Origin of the sequence: Lujinxingia vulgaris (genome assembly GCF_007997015.1) — a bacterium.
Taxonomy (GTDB): domain Bacteria; phylum Myxococcota_A; class Bradymonadia; order Bradymonadales; family Bradymonadaceae; genus Lujinxingia; species Lujinxingia vulgaris.
The window spans coordinates 547,595-568,134 of record NZ_VOSM01000004.1 but is presented as its reverse complement, the minus strand read 5'-3'; the positions used below and the strand labels follow the sequence as shown (position 1 = coordinate 568,134).

Here is a 20,540-nt window from a genome sequence, read left to right as displayed (position 1 = left end):
TGCGGCCTGCGTGTGGCGGGGCGGCGGGGGTGTCGCTGGCGGGTTGAGCCAGGTGGCGAGGGGCTGCGGGGCTGTGACGGTGTGGCGATGCGCTGCTGGGAAGATGTGGCGATGCTGAAGGAGATGCGTGGCGACGCGTCTTCGGGGGCGTTGCGGGAAGGGTAAAACATGGGGGAAGTCTGGCTTCGGGCGCGTGATGGGCGCTTGAGGCCGATCTCTGCGTGGGGTGGTGGGGCTGGTTGGGGATTCGGGGGGCGGTGGGGAGAGATTATTGGGGGGAAGTGCGCGCTGAAGGAGGCGAAGGCAGGGCGAATTAGGGTGCGGAGAGCCTGGGTGTGGATGAGAGCGGTGAAATCTGGGGGGGAATTCGGCTGAATGCGGCGATGCGAGCCAGGGTAGAAGTGGCGCATCGCCGCATAAAAGCTGGGGGATGTGCGACTGTCGGTCGGGTGGGTGTGCGACTGTCGGTCGGGTTAGAGTTTTGAGAGTGCGAGTTTGAGAGGGCAGCGTTCCGGGGTTTCTTCGCCCTTGCGGTAGGTGTTGAGCAGGGACTTGGAGCGCTGGGCAAGCTCGCGGCGGACCTCGCGACGCCTTCCTTTGACGCGGGCGATCTTCATGTCGTCGTAGGCGGTGGTCTGGTGGCGCATCCAGGCGATGGTGGCCGCGGAGGCGCGCTCCTCAATGGGGATGCGTTTGGTGCGGGCGACGGTGCCGCTTCCCACCGGGGTGGTGTGGGCGGCGATGGCGGCGGCCATCGTCTTTGCGAGGTCGAGGTAGCGGCTGTGGAAGTTGAGGAAGTCGAAGACGGCGGCTTCAAAGTCCTCGGCGTACTCCTCGTGCTTTTTGGCGCGGCGCGCGCGGTCGGCGGCCAGACGGCGTTGGTAGGTGGGGGAGGCCTGTTCTGCTTCGCGGCGCTTCGTCTCACGCTCAATGATGTCGGCCGGAGCCCAGACGCCGTGGGAGAAGGTCTTGCGGCCCTTCTTCTCCTGGACCGTCCACGAAGGGCCGGCGGCTTTGACGCGGCGAGTGAGCGTGGCGTCGCCGGGCTTGAGCAGCACCCAGCCTTCGGGGGGGCGTGTTTTGGTGCCGTCTTCCAGGCGAACCATGTCGTAGGGGAAGGTCGGTGCGACGATGCGGTTTTGTTCGGTCATGGCAGGTTGTTTGAGATAGGGAAAGTGAGAGGTTTCGAAGAGCTCAAGAGTCGAATTGTCGCATAAATAAAGGGTGATGTTCGACTCTCGGGCGGACGATGTGATGGTCGTTATCGGATGTCATCCGGGGTGATGGACTGTCGGGGGAGTGAGGTCAAGGAGAGATGGTGTGAGACGTGGTCTGCCCTTTCGACAGCAGGATGCGGGGCGGTCTTCCAGGGGATACCGGACGGAATCGAAACCCTCGGGAGGGCCGGAGAAGTCGAGGTCGGCCCGGGAGGGGAGGGAAAGCGTCGATGCCCGCATAAATAAGGGGTGATGTTCGACTCTCGGTCGGTGGATGATGACGACAGAATTCGGGCCGGTCTTCCAGGGGATACCGGATGGAATCGAAAACCTCGGGAGGGCCGGAGAAGTCGAGGTCGGCCCGGGAGGGGGGGGAAAGCGTCGATGCCCGCATAAATAAAGGGTGATGTTCGACTCTCGGTCGGTGGATGATGATGTGGGTGATGATGACCGGGGGTTGGACGAGGTTCTGTGCTGGTGCGGGTGATCGGCAATTTTGGGGCGTCAGTCTTCGAGGCCTTCGGGGAGGGTGGAGGTGAGCAGGAAACGGGTCAGCGCCTGGCGCAGGATGCGCTCCTCGATGAGGCCAAGGCCGATGAGGTTCTGGCGGGCCATCGGATCGTCTTTGAGGTTGTAGAGCTCCTCGGTTCGGCCGGTCAGATCCATGATGAACTGGTAGTCGCCCCGGATCACCGCCCGGGTGTGGCGGCGGGGGCGAGAGTAGGAGTTTTCTTGAAAGACCATGCGCTGGTCGTCGGGGGGGGCGCCGAGCAGGGTGGGCGCCTGGCTGACCATGGTGCGACCCTGGGGTGTGGGGATGTCGGCCAGATCGAGCATCGTTGGGTAGAGATCGTTGAGGGCGACCGGCGTCTCAAAGCGGGCGGGTTCAATGTGGGGGCCGTGCATCAGCAGGGGCACGTGGGTCACTGCCCGGTAGAGGTTTCGGGCGTGGGGGTCGGGGCCGTGTTCGCCGAACGCTTCGCCGTGGTCTGCCCCGAAGAAGGTGTAGATGGGGCGCTCCTGGCCGAGCTCTTTGATGAGGTCGAGGACGGGCGCCATCTGCTCGTCGGTGTAGCGAAGCTCCTCGTCGTAGTGGTCCACGGGCTCGTCGCCCCAGTCCACATCGGGATGATCGAAGTAGGGGGTGTGCGGGTCGTAGTAGTGCAGCCACACAAAGAAGGGGGCGTCCTGCTCGGCCAGGCGTCGCAGCGTCTTCTGACCCTCGCGGGTGACGTGGGGTGCGAGTCGGTGTTTGCGTTTTCCGCAGACGTTGTCGAAGCGCTCAAAGCCGCGGCGGATCGTCCAGCGCGGGCTGTCGAAGACCGTCGCGCAGAGGATGGCCTCAGCGGTGTAACCCTCGTCGATGAGCACCTCGGTGAGCAGCGGCTCGTCGGGGGCGATCAGTGGGGGGAAGCGGTGCCCTTCGGAGAGGTCGACCTGAAAGGGGGTCTTTCCGCTGAAGAGTGACCAGAGGCTGGGGCCGGTGCCGGAGTCCTGGCTGAAGGCGCGCGAAAAGACCGCGCTCTCTTTGGCGAAGGCATCGAGGTTGGGGGAGGTGGGGCGCTCTCCGCCGAGAAATCCCAGGCGCTCGGCACGCACCGAGTCCCAGGTGATGAGCACAAAGGAGGGGCGCTGCGCGAGCTGTGGCCGCTCAACCTCGGGAATGTCCTGGCGAGCGGTGGGGCGGTCAAACTCCGGGTCGAGGCAGGTCTCGATATGCGCTTGCAGTTCATCCTTCGTAAGAAGATCGGGCACCGGGCAGTCCCCGCCGAGGAAGATGCGGTCGAGCATCAGGTAGCGCTGGGAGAGGTCGAGGGCAAAGCGCGAGGTTTCGGCGTGGAAGACGAGCATGCGCCGTGCTTCCGGGTGTTGGCTGGCAATGCCGGCGATGGGAATGGCGAGCAGCGGCGCGGCCAGCGCCAGCGCTCCGGCAAGGCGGCCGGGCCGGCGCCCGCGCAGCGTAAACGCGATCAGGGGGTGAAGGAGCAGGCTCAGGCCGATGAGCACGATCGTGGGGCCCTCAATGGACATCAGGGTGTGGCGCAGGCTCCAGGAGGCCGCCAGGGCCACGCCCAGCCCCGCGATGAGGGTGGCGAGGATGAGAGTGGCTGTGTTGAAGACGCGCCCTGCTGCGGGCCATCGGGTGAGCGTGAAGATGAGGAGTCGGCGCAGCGCGGCCGCACCAACGCCGAGCGCGGCGATCACCAGCAGCTGCGCGGCCAGGGAGGCCGCGGCGATGAGCAACGGGCCGTTGCGGTGCTCGATGAGGGCGGCGGTGATGGCGATCGAGGCGGCAGCAAAGAGGGGAAGCGCCACCAGCGCGCTCATCAGGGTGGCGGCGCGCCGGTGGTCGGACGCGGTGGCGCGCTCGCGCCAGAGGCGCATTGTGAGGCGTCTGGTCTGCTCCAGAAGTCCGGTAGCGGTGGGGCGGCCGGTGGCCGCCCAGAGCGCCGCGGCGGAGAGAGGCGCCCAGAGCCCGGCGCCGATGCTCCAGAGGGCGATGGCCGAGACAAAGGTGAAAAGCGCTGCAAGCAGAGAGGGGTCGGACGCGCTGAAGAGGGTGAGCGCTGTGTCCAGGGTCGCGCCGAGAGCGCCGGCGATCAGCGCGCCGACACTCCAGAGGGGCAGATCTCGCCAGAATGTGGGAGGTGATGAGGACATCGGGTCGTCGGATGGGGGAGTTGGATGCGCCTCGGTGGGAGCGTCCGAGTCATCTATCCATATCGCGCTTTGGCTTCCGGTTGAAGTCTCGCCGCCCGCATCAGAACGACGCTGGCCGCGTCGACCGGGGTTCGCAGTAGCGCTGCTACAGCTTCACCCCGGTCTCCTTGCCATCGCCCCGCCGCCCGCATCAGAACGACGCTGGCCGCGTCGACCGGGGTTCGCAGTAGCGCTGCTACAGCTTCACCCCGGTCTCCTTGCCATCGCCCCGCCGCCCGCATCAGAACGACGCTGGCCGCGTCGACCGGGGTTCGCAGTAGCGCTGCTACAGCTTTTCACCCCGGTCTCCTTGCCATCGCCCCGCCGCCCGCATCAGAACGACGCTGGCCGCGTCGACCGGGGTTCGCAGTAGCGCTGCTACAGCTTCACCCCGGTCTCCTTGCCATCGCCGCCCTGAGTGCGGAGTGCGGGCGGGTTTGGGGGTTGATGGTGGGCTCGTTGCGGACCATGTGCCGGGGTTGTGGGTTTGAGACCGACCGGGAGTCGCACCAGGTCCACGAACTATGCGGCTGATCGGCGAATTTGAGACCGACCGGGAGTCGCACACGGTCCACGAACTATGCGGCTGATCGGCGAATTTGAGACCGACCGGGAGTCGCACAGGGCCCTCCATTTATGCGATTGAACAGCGATCTTTCGACCGACCGGGGGTCGCGCAACATCCTTTGTTTATGCGGCTCGAAGCCAATTTCAGTCCCCTATTGGAAGAGGCCTGGCGGGCAGTCTGGATGATGTGTGGAGCACTGACCTTCCGGTGAGGTCAGGGCGCGGTGCAGGCCTCGTCCACTTCCGGGGGGCGAAGAGAGGGGCTGGCGAGGGCGCGAGCCCGGTGAGGAGATCAATGAGATGGCGATCGGGGTGGTCTGGCGCGGGGTTGCGACGCATTGCGTCAGAAAATGGGGGCCGGTGATGCGCGGTGGCACCGATGGTGCAAGCTCAGAACCCGCAACACGAGAGTTGGCCCCGGGGCCTCCCTGAAGGCGTTGCGACGCACCCTGATGTTGTGACGTCTGGCCCCATAGTTGAGTGCAATGGAGGATGAGATGATGAAGATGTTGAGTACAAAGATGAGTCTGGCGATGTTGGTGGGCGCGCTTGCGCTCGGCGGCGCGCTGGGATGCCCGAGTGAAGAGACCACCTACACCGAGCCCGATAGTGGCGAGATTGATGGTGGGGATGAAGACGTCGATCCGGATGCGGAGGAAGATGTCGATCCCGATGTCGATCCGGACGCTGATGGCGGCGACCCGATTGAGACGTCGGCGATGCCGCTCGTGGTGCAGGTGCTCGATGAGGCGGGGCTGCCGGTGGAGGGCGCGCGCGTCATCTATGAAGGCGATGAGCACCTGAGCGACAGCGCGGGTCGGGTGGAGATTGCGCCCGCCGAGGATGCCGAGTCGATGATCGTGCAGGTTGAGGCCGAGGGTTATGCGCCCTCCAGCGCGGAGCGCCCGGTGGTGGAGGCGGCTGAGGGGCAGAAGATGAGCGCGCTTGTGCGTCTTCTGAAGTTGAGTGAGCCCCTGAGCTTCGATGCCGAGGCGGAGGCCAACCTGGATATCGAGGGGCTGAAGATCCGTCTTCCGGCCAACGCTTTTGTCGATGGCGAGGGCAGCCCGGTTACGGGTCAGGCGCAGGTGACGGTGGCGGGTATCGACCCGACCAGCGGCGACCTTCGGATGATGCCCGGGCCGCTGCGCGGGGTGGAGGAGGCCGGCGATGAGGTCGATCTTCTCAGCGTGTATATGGCCGACATCTCCTTCTGGCAGGATGGCGAGAAGTTGCAGCTGGCCGACGGGGTGCAGGCGCAGGTGACCTACCCGCTGGCGCCGGCGCTCTCGGGTTATGTCCAGGGCGACCTGATCCCGTACTGGAGCTTTGATCTGGAGCGGGCCCGCTGGATCGAAGAGGGCGAATGCGAGGTTGTCGCCGCGGCAGACGGTGAGACCCCCGGTGAGGTGTATTGTGGGGAGACCAGCCACTTCAGCTGGTGGAACGTCGACAAGCCCTTTGGCACGCGCAACTGCGTCGAAGTCACCGTCATCGACTCCGAGACTGGCGCGCCGGTTCCCGGGGTCTCGGTGACCGGCGAGGGCGTGGACTTTCAGGGGGTTGCCATGTCCTTCGGTGCCACCGACGCCGAGGGTCTGACCTGCCTGGACTTCATGCGCGAGGGCACCCTCGAGCTGAGCACTTTCCACTTCTACTACTACTCGCAGGCCGACGGTCCGTTGACGGTCGTCGGTAACGATGAGGCCGCCAGCTGCAACAGCGATGAGGGCGGTGAGTGCCTGCAGATCACCATTGAGATGAGCAGTGAGACGGCGTGTCTCAACGGGATGCTCATCGATGAAGACGAGCAGCCGATCGAAGGTGCGCCCATCTACGGGGTGTACGAGACGGCGTCGGGCCCGGGTTCGGTGATGGCGACTTCGGGAGCGGACGGGGCCTACTGCATGCAGATTCCCCTGGTGGAAGACCTGCAACTCTCCTCGGTGTTTGAGGGCGCTGTGGCGCAGGGGAGCGTGAGCTTCGACCCGGTCTCGCTCGTGGAGGCCACCTGCGGCGGCGATGGCTGCCTTGAGGCCGATGACCTGATCCTGGAGAACGAGCCGATGACCTGCGTGAGCGGCCTTGCGCAGAGCTACACGATCGATGGTGAGATCCCGCGTGCCGGGCTGCCGGTCTACATCTTAGCCGGTGAGGTGCAGCGGAGCTGCCAGCCGGGCGAAGGTCCCGAGACCTGGGGTCAGATTCTGGCTCAGGGCGTGACCGACGGCAGTGGCGGCTTTGCCCTGGATATGCCCCTGGGCGTCTCGCAGCAGATCACGGTGAGCATCGGTGAATGCCACTCCACCTACGGGCAGGAATGCCTGGGCTTTGGCTACTCGCCAGGGGGCAACATCCTCTTCGACGTCGAAGGCATTGAGACGACGGTCGCAGAAGGTGGCTGCCAGGATGTGGGTGAGTTCTCGCTCGCGCCGATGTGCTTCAATGACTGAGTGAAGCCGTATGACACGTTTGAAGCGCAGCGCTGATGCCGGCGCGCGCTTCGACGGACCATCAAAAAGCCCCCGATCGCTCGGGGGCTTTTTTTAATGATTTTTTTAGGAGATGCACCGACCGGGAGTTGCGCAAAGTCCAGTATTTACGCCGTCGCCGCCCGCATCAAGACGACGCTGGCCGCGTCGACCGGGGTTCGCAGTAGCGCTGCTACAGCTTCACCCCGGTCTCCTTGCCATCGCCGCCCTGAGTGCGGGCGGGTTCGGGGTTAGCGTTGCCGTCGCCGGCCGCATCAGGACGACGCTGGCCGCGTCGCTGCGTCCTCGCAGTAGCGCTGCTACAGCTTCACCCCGGTCTCCTTGCCATCGCCGCCCTGAGTGTGGGCGGATTCGGGGCGCTCGCGGAAGGGCGACTCGTGGCCCTTCTCTAAAGACGACGCCGAAGTGGAGTAGGGAGCCGGGGTGTATTGACCGCAAGGTCAGCCTCGATCGGCAAACGTCTACTCCGATCGCGCGGGGAAGGGGAGAGACGCGGCGAGACGTGCGCGTATTCAATCCCCGCGAAGATCGCTTGTTTCGGGGCTTAGCGAGGGTTTCTGAGTGGCGAGCGAAGGTCTGGCATCGGCTGTGCAATGTCTGAAGTTATCGACATTACGCGAACATGGAGTCGGCCCTGGCGAGGACGCAGGCGCCCGGTTCCCATACTGAAGCACGAGGATGATGATGAATGCGATGATGATGAAGCGACTTGTGATGATGATACTCGCCGGCGGGCTTGTAGCGACCGGACCCCTGGGGTGCTCCGATACGCCGGATGATCCGCAGATCGAAGATGAGCAGGACGCCGATGCCGATCCGGACGCCGGTGAGGAGGATGCCGGCGACGAAGACGCCAGCGAGGATGATGCGGGTGAGCCCGACGCCGAAGATCCGGACGCCGACGCCGAAGACCCGATTGAGCAGGCGGCGATGCCGCTGCGGGTGAAGGTTCTCAACAAGGCGGGGCTTCCGGTGGAGGGGGCTGAGGTGCGCCATGGCGAGGAGGTGCTGCTCAGCGACGGGGCCGGTGAGGTTTTGCTCGGCGCGCCGGAAGAGGCGGAGCGTTTTCTGGCGCAGGTGCAGGCCGAGGGCTATGCGCCTTCGAGCCTGGACTACCCCGTTCGCCAGGCCGAGGAGGGGGCTGAGGCGCACGCCATCGTGCGGCTTCTTCCCCTGGGGCCGGCGCAGGTCTTTAACCACGACGCTGAGGCCGTCATCTCGCGGGGGCGAGTGCGGGTGCGCCTGCCGGCCAACAGCCTCATTGATGGTGAGGGCAACCCGGTGACTGGCGAGGTTGAGGCGACGATCGCTTCGCTCGACCCGACCACCGAGGACGCGCGTTTTATGCCGGGGCCCCTCATCGGTCTTCCGGAAGGCGGAGGGGCGGAGACGCCGATTCTGAGCGTGATGATGGCGGACATCTCCTTCTGGCAGGATGGCGAGAAGTTGCAGCTGGCCGAGGGTCAGCTGGCGCGCGTGGAGTTTGTGATCCCCGAGGCGCTGGAAGCCTATGAGGCCGGCGATGCCATCGAGTTCTGGCATTTTGACCTCTCGCAGGCCCGCTGGGTGCAGGAGGGCGAGTGCGCTGTGGCCGAGGCGGGGAGCCAACTTCTGGCGGAGTGCGATGCGTCGCACTTCAGCTGGTGGAACGCCGATAAGCCCGTCTCTCTGCGCAACTGTGTGAACATCACCGTGGTCGATGCGGACACTGGCGAGCCCATCCCCGGGGCGATCCTGCAGGGCGAGGGCCTGGACTTCGAGGGGGCGATGGTCGGCTCGGGGCTTACCGACGCCGATGGCCAGGCGTGCATGGACTTCTTGCTCGATGGCACGCTGAACGTGGGGGCCTACCACGCCGACTACCTCTACCAGGCCGGTGGTCCGGTGACGGTGAGCGGCAGCGATGTTTCCGCGACCTGCGCTGGCGATGGCCAGGGGCAGTGTGTGGAGGTCACCGTGGAGCTTCTCGACCGGGGGACCTGCCTCAGCGGTGAGGTGCTCGACGGCGACGACGCGCCGGTGGAAGGCGCGACGGTGTTCGCGGTCTACGATGGCGCGGTGGGTGCGCAGTTCTTCTCGGCGGTCAGCGACAGCGAGGGCGGCTACTGCATCGAAGTTCCGCTCGATGCGGAGCTGGAGCTGAGCGCGCTCGACGGTCAGGGCCAGGTGGCGTCCGGCGTGGCGAGCACGGTGGGCGCTGCGGCGGCCGAATGTGGCGAGGAGGGGTGTGCCGAAGCCGATGCGCTTGTGCTGGGCTCGGGTGAGACGGCGTGCTTGCAGAGCTCGGTGTCGCTCAACGGGTGGACGACGCCTGCGCCCGGCGTGCCGGTCTATGTGTATTCGAGCTACCCGGCGCGAAGCTGTGATCCGGGCATGGACGATCCCTTCACCTGGGGGCCGGTGGTCGCGCATACAGTGACCGACGCGATGGGCAACTGGGCGCTGAATGTGCCGATGAGCCTGGCGGGCATGGTCTACGTCAGCGTGGGTTCCTGCCATAGCGGGCTGGGGGCGCAGTGTCTGAACCAGGACCGCATCATGCCGGTGCAGCTCGAGGAAATTCCCGGCTCCATCGACTCGGGGCGTTGCCAGCAGACGCATCCTTCGCCGCTCGATGAGCAGTGCCTCTCGGAGTGAGTGAGGTGGGGGAGGAGCGCTGCGGTGCTCCTCCCCTGAACTTCAGCGTGGTACGCGCTAGTGCTGCCGCGTGTTGCCCCCGATCGCTGCAGGCGGTCGGGGGCTTTTTTGCGACCGGTGATGAGCTTTGGGTGCAGCGCGCTTGCCCGGGGCGGACAATTTCAGTAGAGCGCCGCAGGTCGCGCATTGCGCGCCGTCACATCGTACGTATTGAGGCAGAGGTGCAGGGTGAAAAGCGCGCTTCGACATTCCTGGGCGCTCCTGGTGGGGATCGCGCTGATCATGCTGGGCAACGGCCTGCAGACGAGCCTTCTGGGGCTTCGCGCCTCGATCGAGGGCTTTAGCACCGGGGCGACCGGCGCGATCATGTCGGCGTTCTATGTGGGCTTTCTGGCAGGCTCCACGCTCACCCCGAAGATCGTCAAAAATGTGGGACATATCCGCGTCTTTGCGGCGTGGTCGTCGATGGCCTCGGCGGCGATCCTGTTGCACGGGCTGATCCTTGAGCCCTGGTTCTGGGGGCTGATGCGCCTGGTGACCGGCTTCTGTTATGCGGGCGTGTATGTGGTGGCCGAGAGCTGGCTCAACGATCGGGCGGATAACCGCACCCGCGGCCAACTTCTCTCGCTTTATATGGTGGTGCAGTACGTCGGCTTGAGCGGGGGCCAACTTCTGCTCAACGTGGGCTCGCCGGCGGAGCTGTTGCTCTTTGTCCTGACCTCGGTGCTGATCTCGTTGGCGCTGGTGCCGATTTCATTGACCACCAGCGCGCCGCAGCCCACAGAAGAACAGGAGCGACTGAGCCCGCGTGCCCTGTGGAAGCTCTCACCGCTGGGGGTGATGGCATGTGCGGGGGCGGGGCTCTCGACGGGGGCATTGTTGGGGATGGGCGCGGTATTCGGGGAGGAGGTCGGACTCTCGGTCGGTGAGATTTCGATCTTTATGGCGATGCTGATCGCGGGCGCGGCGATCTTGCAGTTTCCCATCGGTAGGCTCAGCGACCGGCTTCCTCGCCGCGCGGTGATCGTGCTGACCAGCGCGTTAAGTGTGGCCGTGGCGCTCGTGGCCTGGGTGATGATGGGGCAGAGCGCGGCGCTGACCCTGGGGCTGATTTTTCTGGTAGGTGGGTTTTCGATGCCGGTCTACGCGCTGGGGATGGCGCACGCCAACGATCACCTGCGCCCGGGTCAGCGTGTGGCGGCGAGTAGCACGCTGGTGCTGGTCTTCGGCCTGGGGGCGACGGCGGGGCCAGTGGGGGTGGCCACGCTGATGGATACGATGGGACCGGGGGGCTTTTATGTGGGCGTGGCGGTGATTCAGGCCGCGATTGGTTTCTTTGCCCTCTACCGCACCACCCGGCGCGAGGGGGTGGGCGCCGGGCAGCAGAAACCCTATCGCCCGGTGGTGGGAGGGCGGCCTTTCTGGCGGCGGCGGGCCTGAGAGGTAGGGCGTATCTGCAGGCGGTCTTGATGAAAAGCGCCGCCTACCCTTGGGAGGGCGGGTCTGCGACGCAGCGCTTCCAGCACCAGGGCGCGGCCGTCGCGCGCAGCACGTTGTGACGTGGATAGTGTTCATCCCCAAAAAGACCCATGCGCTCAGGCTCGGCATCTTCAGCGGGGAGCAGCAGGCTTGCGAAGAGGATATCGTAGAGGCTCAGCACGCCCCCGAAGTTGCGATTGCCCTCGGCCGGGCTGGCCGAGTGATGCCAGCGGTGCACGCTGTTGGTCGCGAAGATGAGGTTGAGCGGACCGTGGCGCAGGTCGAGATCGGCGTGCTGATAGGCCAGGCAGACCCCCTTGATCGCCATCGCCAGCGCGACGCTCTCTTCGGAAAATCCCAGCAGCAGCACCGGTCCCATCCCGAAGAGCACCTTCAACGTGTAATCGAGCGGGTGCAGGCGCAGGTTGTTGAGCGCCGTCATGCGGGCCGGCGCGTGGTGCACCGCGTGCAGCTTCCACCACCACTCCCACCGGTGGCTCAGGCGGTGGGCCCAGTAGTCGCCCAGCCCGTGCACGAGCAGGACGACCACGGCCAGAACTCCCAGCGGCAGCCCCACCTCCCAGCTGCCCCCGCGCAGCCCGGCCGCATAGGTGGTCAGCCCCGCGACCAGGGCGTGGGCCAGCGGATCGGAGAGCACACCGGTGATGCCGGCATAGGTCAGGTCTGCGCGCAGCTCCCCGGGCTCATGCGCGCGTTTGATCCTTGGGAGCCAACGCTCAAACACCATCGCCACCCCGAAGGCGACGAGCGTGATTCCGCCGGAGACCAGCGCTGGCGAGAGCTTAGCGTCCAGGGCGAAAAACGCACCCCACGTCCCGAGAAGCAGGCTGAGGGGGAAGAGCAGATAAGCGGCGACTTGCTTCATGGAGACCGTCCTATTTGCAGCAGGGCTTGCCGTCGCGCAGCGCCTCGAACTGGCGCACAAGGTCGCTGAATTGGGAGATAAACGCGTCGTAGTTGATGCTGTACCAGCGCTCCCGACCGCGTCGCTCCACGTCGAGCAGGCCGGCGCGGTGGAGCTCGCGCAGGTGGCGGCTGACCACCGAGCCGTCGACGCTCATCGCGTCGGTGAGGGTGCCCACGTTGGCCTGGCCCCCGGCGCGCATGAGCATGGCGAGCAGCTCGATGCGGGTGGGTTCGGCCAGGGCTCGAAAGGTCTGAAGCGGCATCGCCGCGCTGAGGTCGATGGTGTTCATCTGTTTAAATTAGCACGTTTGCGCATATGTGCAAATAAAAGGCGACGGTGATGTTGCGCCTCGTCTCCGGGGCCACGAAGCGATGCGCGGGCAACGGGTGGGGAGCTTTTCTTCGGGGGAGCGGCTTCCGGCCTGGCGGGGGGCTCTCCGGAGGCAGCGGGCCTTTGTTCGCAGCCTCACTGCCAGAGGCGTTCGTGCTTGTTTGACGCCGGGAGCTTTGCCACAAAGGGGCGATGCTGCCCCGGAGGGGGTTTGGATCTGTAGATTTCAATATTTCCATAAGGGAGATGCGATGAACTGGATGAAGAAGATGCGTTTGAGCGTGATGGTGCTCCTGGCCAGCGGGTTGATTGCCGGCTGTAGCTCGGACCCCAACGTCGATGAGCCAGCCGATGTGGGGCAGGAAGATGTGCTGCCGGATGAAGATGCCTCGGATGCCGGCGAGGATGTGGATGAGCAGGACACCTGTGATGGGTTGCCCTGGTGTGAGGAAGGGTTTGAAGAGGTCGACAGCTGCGAAGGCCTGGAGTCCTGCGACGAAGTCACGCTCTGCGGCATCACGATCCTCTGCGCGGAGGAAGACAGCTGCACCGAGGTGCCCGTCTGCGAGGCGAATGAAGCCGAGGTGGAGAGTTGCAATGGCTACGCGGACGAAGACTGCCGCGCGGTAGATGCCTGTGAAGAACAGGTGCTCTGCGTGCCGCAGGACGCCACCTGTGATGTGGAGCTTGCCGGCTGCGGTGAGACGCTCACCAAAGTGGAGAGCTGCGACGGGATTGATGGGTGCATCGAGCTGAGCGCCTGCGGTGAAACCTACGGCTGTGCGCCCGAGGTCGACACCTGCGATGCTGAGCCGGTCTGCAACACTGGCGAGGTTGAGGTGGACAGCTGCGACGGTTTCGATGAGTGCCGCGAGGTGACCATGTGCGACGCCACGATCCTGTGTGCGCCCGAGCCCACCGACCCCTGTGATCCGGCCGGTTACACCTGCCCGGACGGTCTGGAGGCGGTCGCTGATGTCGACTGCACCGTGGATCTGGGGCCGGACGCCGACCGGATGTGCTTTACCGTCGAGATTTGCCCCGACGTCAACGTGTACTGCCGTGGACCGGAGGTCGACTGCACCACCGATTACGACATCTGCCCGGCGGGCTACTCCGCGCGCACCGACTGCGATGAGGCCACGCGTGAGTGCGGGATCACGCTGATCTGCGAAGACATCGGCGGCTGTGAGGCCAACGAGCTCTAAGTTCTTAACCAGGCCTCCCGGAAGTCGGGGAGGGCTGGTGAGTTCCGGTGTGAAGAAGGGCGGCCCTTTGAGGGGGCCGCCCTTTTTTGTGGTGTCTTCGACCCGTGAGCCAGCGCGGGCTCGAGAGCGGAGGCCGCAGGCGTCCTGGCCTCAAGGCACTGACGAGTGCCCTGGTCGTTGAGGCGGCCTTGCGACAGGTTGCCACCTTGCGCCGGGCGCAAATTCTGCGAAGGTATCGCCCAGGGCGGCGCGACGGACGCGGCGCCGGCAGGTTTTGAACAACGCACGAGGCAGACGATGAGCGGTGAGATGTTGCCGGTATTAAAGCTGGTCAAATACGCGGGGCTTGTGCTCTTTGCGGCCGGCGCGGCGCTGACCTTTCTTGGCGAGGGCCTGCGGCTGCGCCAGCGCGCGGCGTACGTGGTGGCCGCACCCGGCTATATGGCGACCTGGGGCGGCGGCATGCTGATGGTGGGCATGTACAACCATGCGCTCTTCAGCGGCTGGATCATCGTGACCTTTTTGCTGATGACCGCGGTGATGAACGCCGTGATGTGGTCAGCAGCGGCCGAGGGCAGACGGAGCGCGGCGTTGGCCTGCGTCAGCGCATTGGCGCTTGTGGGGTGTGTGGGGCTGATGGTGTTTCGGCCTTTCTGAGCAGATTCGAGCAGGTGATCTGAGGCCGCGGTCTCAACAGGCAGTGAGGCAAAACATGAAGTTGTTTTCGCTCAAAACATTCGGGCTCATTGAGGGCCTCTCGATGGTGGTGCTGCTCTTTGTGGCGATGCCCCTGAAGTACGTCTGGGACCAGCCCGAGATGGTGCGCATGGTGGGGATGGCGCACGGGGTGTTGTTCATGATCTTTGTGGCGTGGGTGCTCGTGGAGGCCTTTCGCACGAAATGGACGCTGGAGAAGACGGCCGGAGCGCTGGCGGCGTCGGTGATTCCGTTTGCGCCTTTTGTGGTGGATCTCTCGTCGGAGCCAGAGGCTGGTGAGGCGCCGGCGCTCGCCGGGGACTGAGATGTTTTGAGGTGATGGGGGGATGGTGGGGCGCGTGTTGTGGTTAGGTGGTTAAGTGGTTGGGTGGTTGTGGGGCATCGAGTTTTGCGGAGTGAGTCGATTCGTGTGGGCGGCTGGGAGGTTGAGGGGGGAGGTTTAAGTGAAAAGGCGGCCCGGTGGGCCGCCTTTTTTGTTAGTTTTTATGCGGTGTTAGTAGATGCGTTTTACTCGGGAGCGGGGGGGGCGGTGGTGTCGTCTGCCCGGGCCGATTCGGGGGAGGTGTTTGCGAGTTCGGTGGCGCCGAGGCGGTCGAGGACGAAGGCATAGGTGAAGGCGGTTTCGCGGAAGTAGGCGTAGCGGCCCGAGGCGCCGCCGTGCCCGGCGCCCATGTTGGTTTGAAGGAGGGTGAGGTTGTCGTCGGTGCGGGTGTGGCGCAGGCGGGCGACCCATTTGGCGGGTTCCCAGTAGTGGACGCGGGGGTCGTTGAGGCCGGCGGTGACGAGCAGGTGGGGGTAGGCCTGGGCCGTGACGTTGTCGTAGGGGGAGTAGGCGAAGATGGTCTCAAAGGCCTCGGGGGTGTTGGGGTTTCCCCACTCGGTGTACTCGACGACGGTCAGGGGGAGGGAGGCGTCGAGCATGGTGTTGATGACGTCGACGAAGGGAACGTCGGCGACGGCGGCCTCAAAGAGGTCGGGGCGCTGGTTGAGGACGGCGCCGATGAGCAGACCGCCGGCGGAGCCGCCGTTGATGGCCAGGCGCCCGGGGGAGGTGTAGCCGGCCTCAATCAGGTGTTCGGCGCTGGCGATGAAGTCGGTGAAGGTGTTTTGTTTGTTGGTGAGTTTGCCGTCGAGGTACCACTGCCGGCCCATCTCGCCGCCGCCGCGGATATGCGCGATGGCGAAGATCACGCCGCGCTCCAGAAGGGAGATGCGGGAGGCGGAGAAGTAGGGGTCGTAGTTCATGCCGTAGGCCCCGTAGCCCAGCAAAAAGAGGGGGTGGGAGCCGTCGAGCGCGATGCCCTTTTTGTGGACGATGGAGATGGGCACCTCCGTGCCGTCGGGGGAGGTGGCGTAGATGCGGCTGCTCTCGTAGAGGTCGCGCTCGTAGTGGTGGACGGTGGTCTCTTTTTGAAGATCGAGGGCGCGGGTGGGAAGGGTGTAGTCGAAGACCGAGCGCGGGGTGATGAGGGAGCTGTAGGTGAAGCGGATGGTGTCGGTGGCGAATTCGGGGTTGTCGTTAAAGCGCAGCGAGTAGGTCTGCTCGGGCATGGCGATGGTGTGCTCGTCGCCGCTATCGAGGTTGCGGGCGCGCAGACGTGGGGAGCCGCCGTGGCGCTCTTCGAAGATCCACCAGTTCTGGAAGGTGTGGACGGCTCGAAGCAGGGTTTCGGGGCGGTGGGGGATGACTTCTTCCCACTGGTCTTTTGCGAGGTTGTCGGTGGGGGTGCGCATCAGCTTGAAGTTGATGGCATCTTCGTTGGTGACGATGAGGAAGTGGTCGCCGTGGTGGGCGACGCTGTACTCAACGCCGGGCCTGCGGGGGGCGACCACCCGAAAGTCCTCGCCGGGGGTGGTGGCATCCAGGATGTGGGATTCGCCGCTGGCGTTGCTCCAGAGGGTGAGCTGCAGAAAGTCGCCGCTGCGGGTCTTACTGACGTAGGCGTAGAAGGCTTCGTCTTCTTCGTGGAAGACGAGCTCGTGGTCGGCGTCGGGCTCATCGAGGCGCATGCGGAAGACTTTGTCGGGGCGATGCGCGCTGTCGAGGGTGGTGTAGAAGAGGGTGGTGTTGTCGTTGGCCCAGGCCACCGACGAGGTGTTCTCGATGGGGCCGGCGACGTGGGTACCGCTCTCGATGTCGAGGACGTGCAGGGCGTAACGCTCGTTGCCGGAGGTGTCGAGGGCGTAGGCCAGCAGGCGATGATCGTCGCTGAGCTCATAGGCGCCGAGGCCGAGGTAGTCGTGACCTTCGGCCAGCTCATTGAGGTCGAGCAGGACCTCTTCGTCGGCGTCGAGGCTGCCGCGTTTGCGGGCGTAGATCGGGTAATCCTGCCCCTCGACGGTGCGGGAGTAGTAAAAAAAGTCGCCGCGACGCACGGGCACCGAGAGGTCGGTCTGGTCGATGCGGGAGAGGATCTCCTGGTAGATCGACTCCTGAAGCTCCTCGGTGTGGGCCATGGCGGCTTCGGCGTAGGCGTTTTCGGCTTCCAGGTAAGCGATGGTCTCGGGGTTGTCGCGATCGCGCAGCCAGGCGTAAGGGTCAACGAGGGTGTGGCTGTGGATCTCGGTGGTGGTGTCGATGCGTTGAGCTATGGGGGGAGTGAGGGCGGGCTGGCTGGCGCTTTCGGTGGGGGCGGTGTCGGCGGAGGGGGCCGGTGAGGCGCAGGCGGTAAGCGTCAGTGCGAGTGCGGCGCTGAGCGAGGTAAGGCGGTGAAGATGCATGGGGGGCTCGAGGTTTGAGGTGTTGAGGGTTGGGGGGCATTGAAGGTGGGGAGAGTAGCGAGAGGTGGGGGAGGGGGACAAGGTTGGGGGGCGTGCTTTGTGGTTGTGTGGTTGTGTGGTTGTGTGGTTGAGGGGCGTCGGGGTTTGAGGGGTGGGGAGGTTCGTGAGTGCGGTGGGAGGGGCGCGCTTTGTGGTTGTGTGGTTGTGTGGTTGTGTGGTTGTGGGGCGTCGGGGTTTGCGGGGTGGGGAGGTTCGTGAGTGCCGAGCTCACTCAGGACGACGCTGACTGCGTCGCTGCGTCCTCGCGGTGGCGCTGCCACAGCTTCGTCCTGGCTCCTTGTCAGCCCCGCCCTGAATGCGCTCGGGTCGGCGGGTTCGCTTTTGTGGTTGGGGGGGGAGGACGCCTTGCCGGTGGGGGGCGGAATCGTGTACATCGCGTTGCTGTATGGATATGTGTGCCTAAGTGAGAGAGGGGCCGGCGCATGGGTCGCCGGGAAATGTCCAGGTCTGAGGCAAGGGAGAGGCGATGTCATTGTTGAGCGCGTTTAAGGGGAGTGGGCCGAGCGGGTTCGGGTACGGGTCGACGGCAGAAGACGTGACCGAGGGGCTGGACCTGAGTGGGAAGACGATTCTGATCACCGGGTGCAACTCCGGGATTGGCAAAGAGTCGTTTCGGGTGCTGGCGGCCAGGGGGGCGCATATCATCGCGGCGGCGCGCACCGAGGAGAAGGCGCAGGCCACGGCTGATGAGCTGGGGGTGAGTGCGCAGACCACGGTGGTGGCCTGCGAGCTCTCGGAGCCGGAGTCGGTGCGGGCGAGTGTGGAGGCGGTCAAAGCGGCGAGTCGGACGATCGATGTGTTGATGCTCAACGCGGGGATTATGGCGTTGCCGGAGCTGCAGGTGCATCACGGCTATGAGCTTCAGTTTCTCACAAACCACATCGGGCATTTCATCTTAACGCAGGGGCTGCGCGAGATGCTGAGTGAGGATGCGCGGGTCGTGGCGTTGAGCAGCGCCGGGCATCAGCATACGCCGAAAGGGGGTATTGCTTTTGATAACCTCGATGGTCGCAAGGGCTATGACGCGTGGCGTTTTTACGGGCAGTCGAAGCTGGCGAATCTGCTCTTTGCGCGGGAGCTCGCCAGGCAGTTTGAGGGAAGCGAGCGCCAGGCGTATTCGGTGCATCCCGGGGTGATTAAGACCAACCTGACGCGGCATATGAACCCGATTTTGACGTCCTTGTTCGGAATGTTTGAGTCGCTGACGCTCAAGAATGTGGAGCAGGGGGCGGCGACGCAGTGCTACGTGGCGGTGCATCCCCAGGTGGATGCGTCGGGGGCGTATTTTGCGGACTGCAACGAGGCGAAGAGCAGCCGCTACGGGCGAGATATGGAGCTTGCGCGGCGGCTCTGGGAAGAGAGCGAGCGTATTGTGGAGGGACTTTAAGATGGGATTTTTCTTAGGATTCGCCGCGCTGGCCGGGCAGGACGCGCTCGCGGGGGACACGCCAGACCCAGGCAATGATCCAGAGGGCGGCGGCGTTGCTGGCGCCGTCGAACTCGAGCATCCAGTGGGGGAGCAGGCCGCCGCCGATGGCGCCGACCAGAAAGGCAATGCTGGCCGGCCAGAGGCGAGCGTCGAGGGAGGTGGCCATCATCATCAGGGCGAAGGCGAAGAGGCCGTTCTCCAGGGCGATGCAGCCGGCGACGTCCAGGCCCAGGATAAAGCCCATCACGCGCATGATCAGCGATCCGAAGAGGATGACGAAGATGCTGATGATGATGCGCGTGTTGATCGCGTTGCTTAAGAGCCGTTTTCGCATCAAAAAGACGATGAGGCCGGAGCCGCCGATGACGCCCAGGTACTGAAGGAAGTACTCGGAGAACGTCATGGTGGCCAGGCCCAGGTGCACCAGTCCGCTGTTGATGAGGGGGATGGCGCCCAGGACCAGGCCGAGAAAGAAACTCATGCGGCTTCGGGCGGCGCTGTTGAGGTCGATGTCGACGTCGTGGGAGAGCCTTTTGAGCTTTTGCAGCTCGCGGGCCTCGTCGTTGAGGCGCAGGCGCAGAGCGCGCAGGCGCGCCTCAAAGTCGCTGCGATCGCCGCGGACTTCGTCGAGGAGTAGCGCTGCGGCTTTGTCGTCGCCCTGGCGCAGCTCGAAGTCGAGCATGCGCTCGATGGCGCGGTCGAGGCCCTGGCGAGCCGGGAGGTTGTCGGGCCAGACGGTCAGGGCCTGCTCAAAGCCGAAGCGGCACTCGGCGTAGAGGCGGTAGATGCGGGCGGTGGCGTCGTCGTCGGCGGCGGGGAGGTTGGTGGAGGTCGGATGGGATTCGGCCTCGTCGCCGAGCAGCTCGTGGAGGTGCGCCTCCAGGGTGATCAGACGCATGCGGGCTTCGTCGGCCAGTCGGCGAGAGTCGCGGTGGTGCTGGTAGCTGGCGAGGGCCTGGCGAAGATCTTCGGCGCTCTGGAAACGATCGTCGGGGTTGTGGGCGGTGGCGGTGTTGCAGATGCTGGCGAGCTCTTCGGGGACCTCGGGGCCGTAGTCGACCGGCTCGGCGCGGTAAGCGCTGATGAGGCTGGCCATCACCGAATTGCCGGCGTTTCGGGGGGTGTGGGTGATGAGCTCGTGGAGGATGGCGCCCAGCTGATAAACGTCGCTGCGCTGGTCGATCGAAGCGCCCTCGCCGCGGGCCATCTCGGGGGCCATATAAGAGGGGGTGCCGGCGACTTCGTCGACATGGCGGGCGAGCTGGATGCGGTCGGTGCCGTCGTCGAGGAGGCTTACGGCGATGCCCCAGTCCACCAGGTAGACCTCGCCATAGTCGCCGAGCATGACGTTTTCGGGCTTGAGGTCGCGGTGAATGACGGCGCGGCTGTGGGCGAAGTGCACCGCATCGCAGACCTGCATGAGGATCTCGATGTGGGCGTCCAGCGGCTCCTGGTAGCCGGCAAAACGTCGGGGCAGAAGCTCGGGTTTTTTCAGCGTGTCGAGCCAGGCGCGGCCCTCGACGCGTTTCATGACCATCATCGGGGCGCCGGAGGCGTCGACGCCCAGGGCGTGGACCGGGATGATGTTGGGGTGTTCGAGCATCCCGGTGACCCAGGCTTCTTTAAGAAGGCTGCGGGTGGACTCGGAGTTGCGGCGGTCGGGGCGGATGGTCTTGATGGCGACATCGCGCCATAAGGAGCGCTGGTGGGCCTGGCGCACCACGCCCATGCCGCCCTGGCCGAGCTGCTCGCCGGGCAAAAAATCGGCTTTTCCGTCGTCGTCGCTGCCGGTGTGAATGAGCGGGAGGGCGCCCAGAGCCTGCTGGCGCTGGAAGGTCTCCAGGGGGCGGCGAGGGGCGATGGTGGCGCCGACGTCGCGCGTGCCGGCGTCGGTGTCGCCCATGGCCAGAGTCTCCCAACGCGCGACCAGGGTGGGTTCGGGTGAATCGAAGTCGCTCATGAATCGTCCTGCGAGTGTCGGCGGCGTTCGGAGGGGGGTGAGGGTGCTAGGTGCGGGGGACGTTAAGCACCCGAAAACATTGTGAAGCGGCACGT

At 65.1% G+C, this 20,540-nt stretch carries 13 protein-coding genes; 7 read left to right on the top strand and 6 right to left on the bottom strand.

The features are described 5' to 3' along the window. Positions 1 to 473 precede the first annotated feature (473 nt). Complete coding sequence (locus FRC98_RS11455; RefSeq protein WP_146981545.1) at positions 474 to 1,151, bottom strand: DUF2293 domain-containing protein; 678 nt, start codon at positions 1,149 to 1,151, stop codon at positions 474 to 476. A gap of 570 nt (positions 1,152 to 1,721) precedes the next feature. Continuing rightward, the gene (locus FRC98_RS11450) at positions 1,722 to 3,878 is read right to left on the bottom strand and encodes a sulfatase (protein ID WP_146981544.1); all 2,157 of its coding nucleotides are present in this window, start codon (positions 3,876 to 3,878) and stop codon (positions 1,722 to 1,724) included. A gap of 1,103 nt (positions 3,879 to 4,981) precedes the next feature. Between FRC98_RS11450 and FRC98_RS11445 the strand changes: the two genes are divergently transcribed. The 3 genes from FRC98_RS11445 (at position 4,982) to FRC98_RS11435 (ending at position 11,053) form a co-directional block, all read left to right on the top strand. Continuing rightward, positions 4,982 to 6,937, top strand: coding sequence for a hypothetical protein (locus tag FRC98_RS11445; RefSeq protein ID WP_146981543.1), 1,956 nt, complete (start codon positions 4,982 to 4,984; stop codon positions 6,935 to 6,937). A gap of 732 nt (positions 6,938 to 7,669) precedes the next feature. After that, positions 7,670 to 9,613, top strand: a complete 1,944-nt coding sequence (locus FRC98_RS11440) for an MSCRAMM family protein (RefSeq protein ID WP_230467515.1) — start codon at positions 7,670 to 7,672, stop codon at positions 9,611 to 9,613. 228 nt (positions 9,614 to 9,841) lie between these two features. Next, positions 9,842 to 11,053: an MFS transporter gene (locus tag FRC98_RS11435; RefSeq protein ID WP_146981541.1), complete on the top strand. Its 1,212-nt coding sequence runs from the start codon at positions 9,842 to 9,844 to the stop codon at positions 11,051 to 11,053. A 43-nt stretch (positions 11,054 to 11,096) separates the two neighbouring features. On the opposite strand, the gene FRC98_RS11430 is transcribed toward FRC98_RS11435, so the two are convergent. Further along, complete coding sequence (locus tag FRC98_RS11430) at positions 11,097 to 11,978, bottom strand: sterol desaturase family protein (RefSeq protein ID WP_146981540.1); 882 nt, start codon at positions 11,976 to 11,978, stop codon at positions 11,097 to 11,099. Between the two features lie 10 nt (positions 11,979 to 11,988). Then, positions 11,989 to 12,309: an ArsR/SmtB family transcription factor gene (locus FRC98_RS11425; RefSeq protein ID WP_146981539.1), complete on the bottom strand. Its 321-nt coding sequence runs from the start codon at positions 12,307 to 12,309 to the stop codon at positions 11,989 to 11,991. Between the two features lie 292 nt (positions 12,310 to 12,601). Here FRC98_RS11425 and FRC98_RS11420 point away from each other — a divergent pair, with 292 nt between their 5' ends. The 3 genes from FRC98_RS11420 to FRC98_RS11410 all read left to right on the top strand — a co-directional run bounded on the left by FRC98_RS11420 (position 12,602) and on the right by FRC98_RS11410 (position 14,579). After that, entirely contained in the window at positions 12,602 to 13,558 is a 957-nt protein-coding gene (locus FRC98_RS11420) for a hypothetical protein (RefSeq protein ID WP_146981538.1), read from the top strand. Positions 13,559 to 13,855: 297 nt separating this feature from the next. Then, on the top strand, positions 13,856 to 14,215 hold the full coding sequence (locus tag FRC98_RS11415) for a hypothetical protein (protein WP_146981537.1): 360 nt from the start codon (positions 13,856 to 13,858) through the stop codon (positions 14,213 to 14,215). Positions 14,216 to 14,270: 55 nt separating this feature from the next. Continuing rightward, complete coding sequence (locus FRC98_RS11410) at positions 14,271 to 14,579, top strand: DUF3817 domain-containing protein (RefSeq protein ID WP_146981536.1); 309 nt, start codon at positions 14,271 to 14,273, stop codon at positions 14,577 to 14,579. Between the two features lie 203 nt (positions 14,580 to 14,782). Here the strand turns inward: FRC98_RS11410 and FRC98_RS11405 are convergent, their stop codons facing one another. Continuing rightward, positions 14,783 to 16,996, bottom strand: coding sequence for a S9 family peptidase (locus FRC98_RS11405; RefSeq protein ID WP_146981535.1), 2,214 nt, complete (start codon positions 16,994 to 16,996; stop codon positions 14,783 to 14,785). A gap of 526 nt (positions 16,997 to 17,522) precedes the next feature. On the opposite strand from FRC98_RS11405, the gene FRC98_RS11400 reads away from it, so the two are divergent. Next, on the top strand, positions 17,523 to 18,443 hold the full coding sequence (locus FRC98_RS11400) for an SDR family oxidoreductase (RefSeq protein WP_146981534.1): 921 nt from the start codon (positions 17,523 to 17,525) through the stop codon (positions 18,441 to 18,443). 13 nt (positions 18,444 to 18,456) lie between these two features. On the opposite strand, the gene FRC98_RS11395 is transcribed toward FRC98_RS11400, so the two are convergent. Continuing rightward, positions 18,457 to 20,445, bottom strand: coding sequence for a serine/threonine-protein kinase (locus FRC98_RS11395; protein ID WP_146981533.1), 1,989 nt, complete (start codon positions 20,443 to 20,445; stop codon positions 18,457 to 18,459). Between the last annotated feature and the right edge of the window lie 95 nt (positions 20,446 to 20,540).

Excerpts from the sequence above, each read along its gene's own strand:
- FRC98_RS11455 (WP_146981545.1), bottom strand. The coding sequence starts at position 1,151 with ATGACCGAACAAAACCGCATCGTCGCACCGACCTTCCCCTACGACATG.
- FRC98_RS11450 (WP_146981544.1), bottom strand. The coding sequence starts at position 3,878 with ATGTCCTCATCACCTCCCACATTCTGGCGAGATCTGCCCCTCTGGAGT.
- FRC98_RS11445 (WP_146981543.1), top strand. The coding sequence starts at position 4,982 with ATGATGAAGATGTTGAGTACAAAGATGAGTCTGGCGATGTTGGTGGGC.
- FRC98_RS11440 (WP_230467515.1), top strand. The coding sequence starts at position 7,670 with ATGATGATGAAGCGACTTGTGATGATGATACTCGCCGGCGGGCTTGTA.
- FRC98_RS11430 (WP_146981540.1), bottom strand. The coding sequence starts at position 11,978 with ATGAAGCAAGTCGCCGCTTATCTGCTCTTCCCCCTCAGCCTGCTTCTC.
- FRC98_RS11425 (WP_146981539.1), bottom strand. The coding sequence starts at position 12,309 with ATGAACACCATCGACCTCAGCGCGGCGATGCCGCTTCAGACCTTTCGA.
- FRC98_RS11420 (WP_146981538.1), top strand. The coding sequence starts at position 12,602 with ATGAACTGGATGAAGAAGATGCGTTTGAGCGTGATGGTGCTCCTGGCC.
- FRC98_RS11415 (WP_146981537.1), top strand. The coding sequence starts at position 13,856 with ATGAGCGGTGAGATGTTGCCGGTATTAAAGCTGGTCAAATACGCGGGG.
- FRC98_RS11410 (WP_146981536.1), top strand. The coding sequence starts at position 14,271 with ATGAAGTTGTTTTCGCTCAAAACATTCGGGCTCATTGAGGGCCTCTCG.
- FRC98_RS11405 (WP_146981535.1), bottom strand. The coding sequence starts at position 16,996 with ATGCATCTTCACCGCCTTACCTCGCTCAGCGCCGCACTCGCACTGACG.
- FRC98_RS11400 (WP_146981534.1), top strand. The coding sequence starts at position 17,523 with ATGTCATTGTTGAGCGCGTTTAAGGGGAGTGGGCCGAGCGGGTTCGGG.
- FRC98_RS11395 (WP_146981533.1), bottom strand. The coding sequence starts at position 20,445 with ATGAGCGACTTCGATTCACCCGAACCCACCCTGGTCGCGCGTTGGGAG.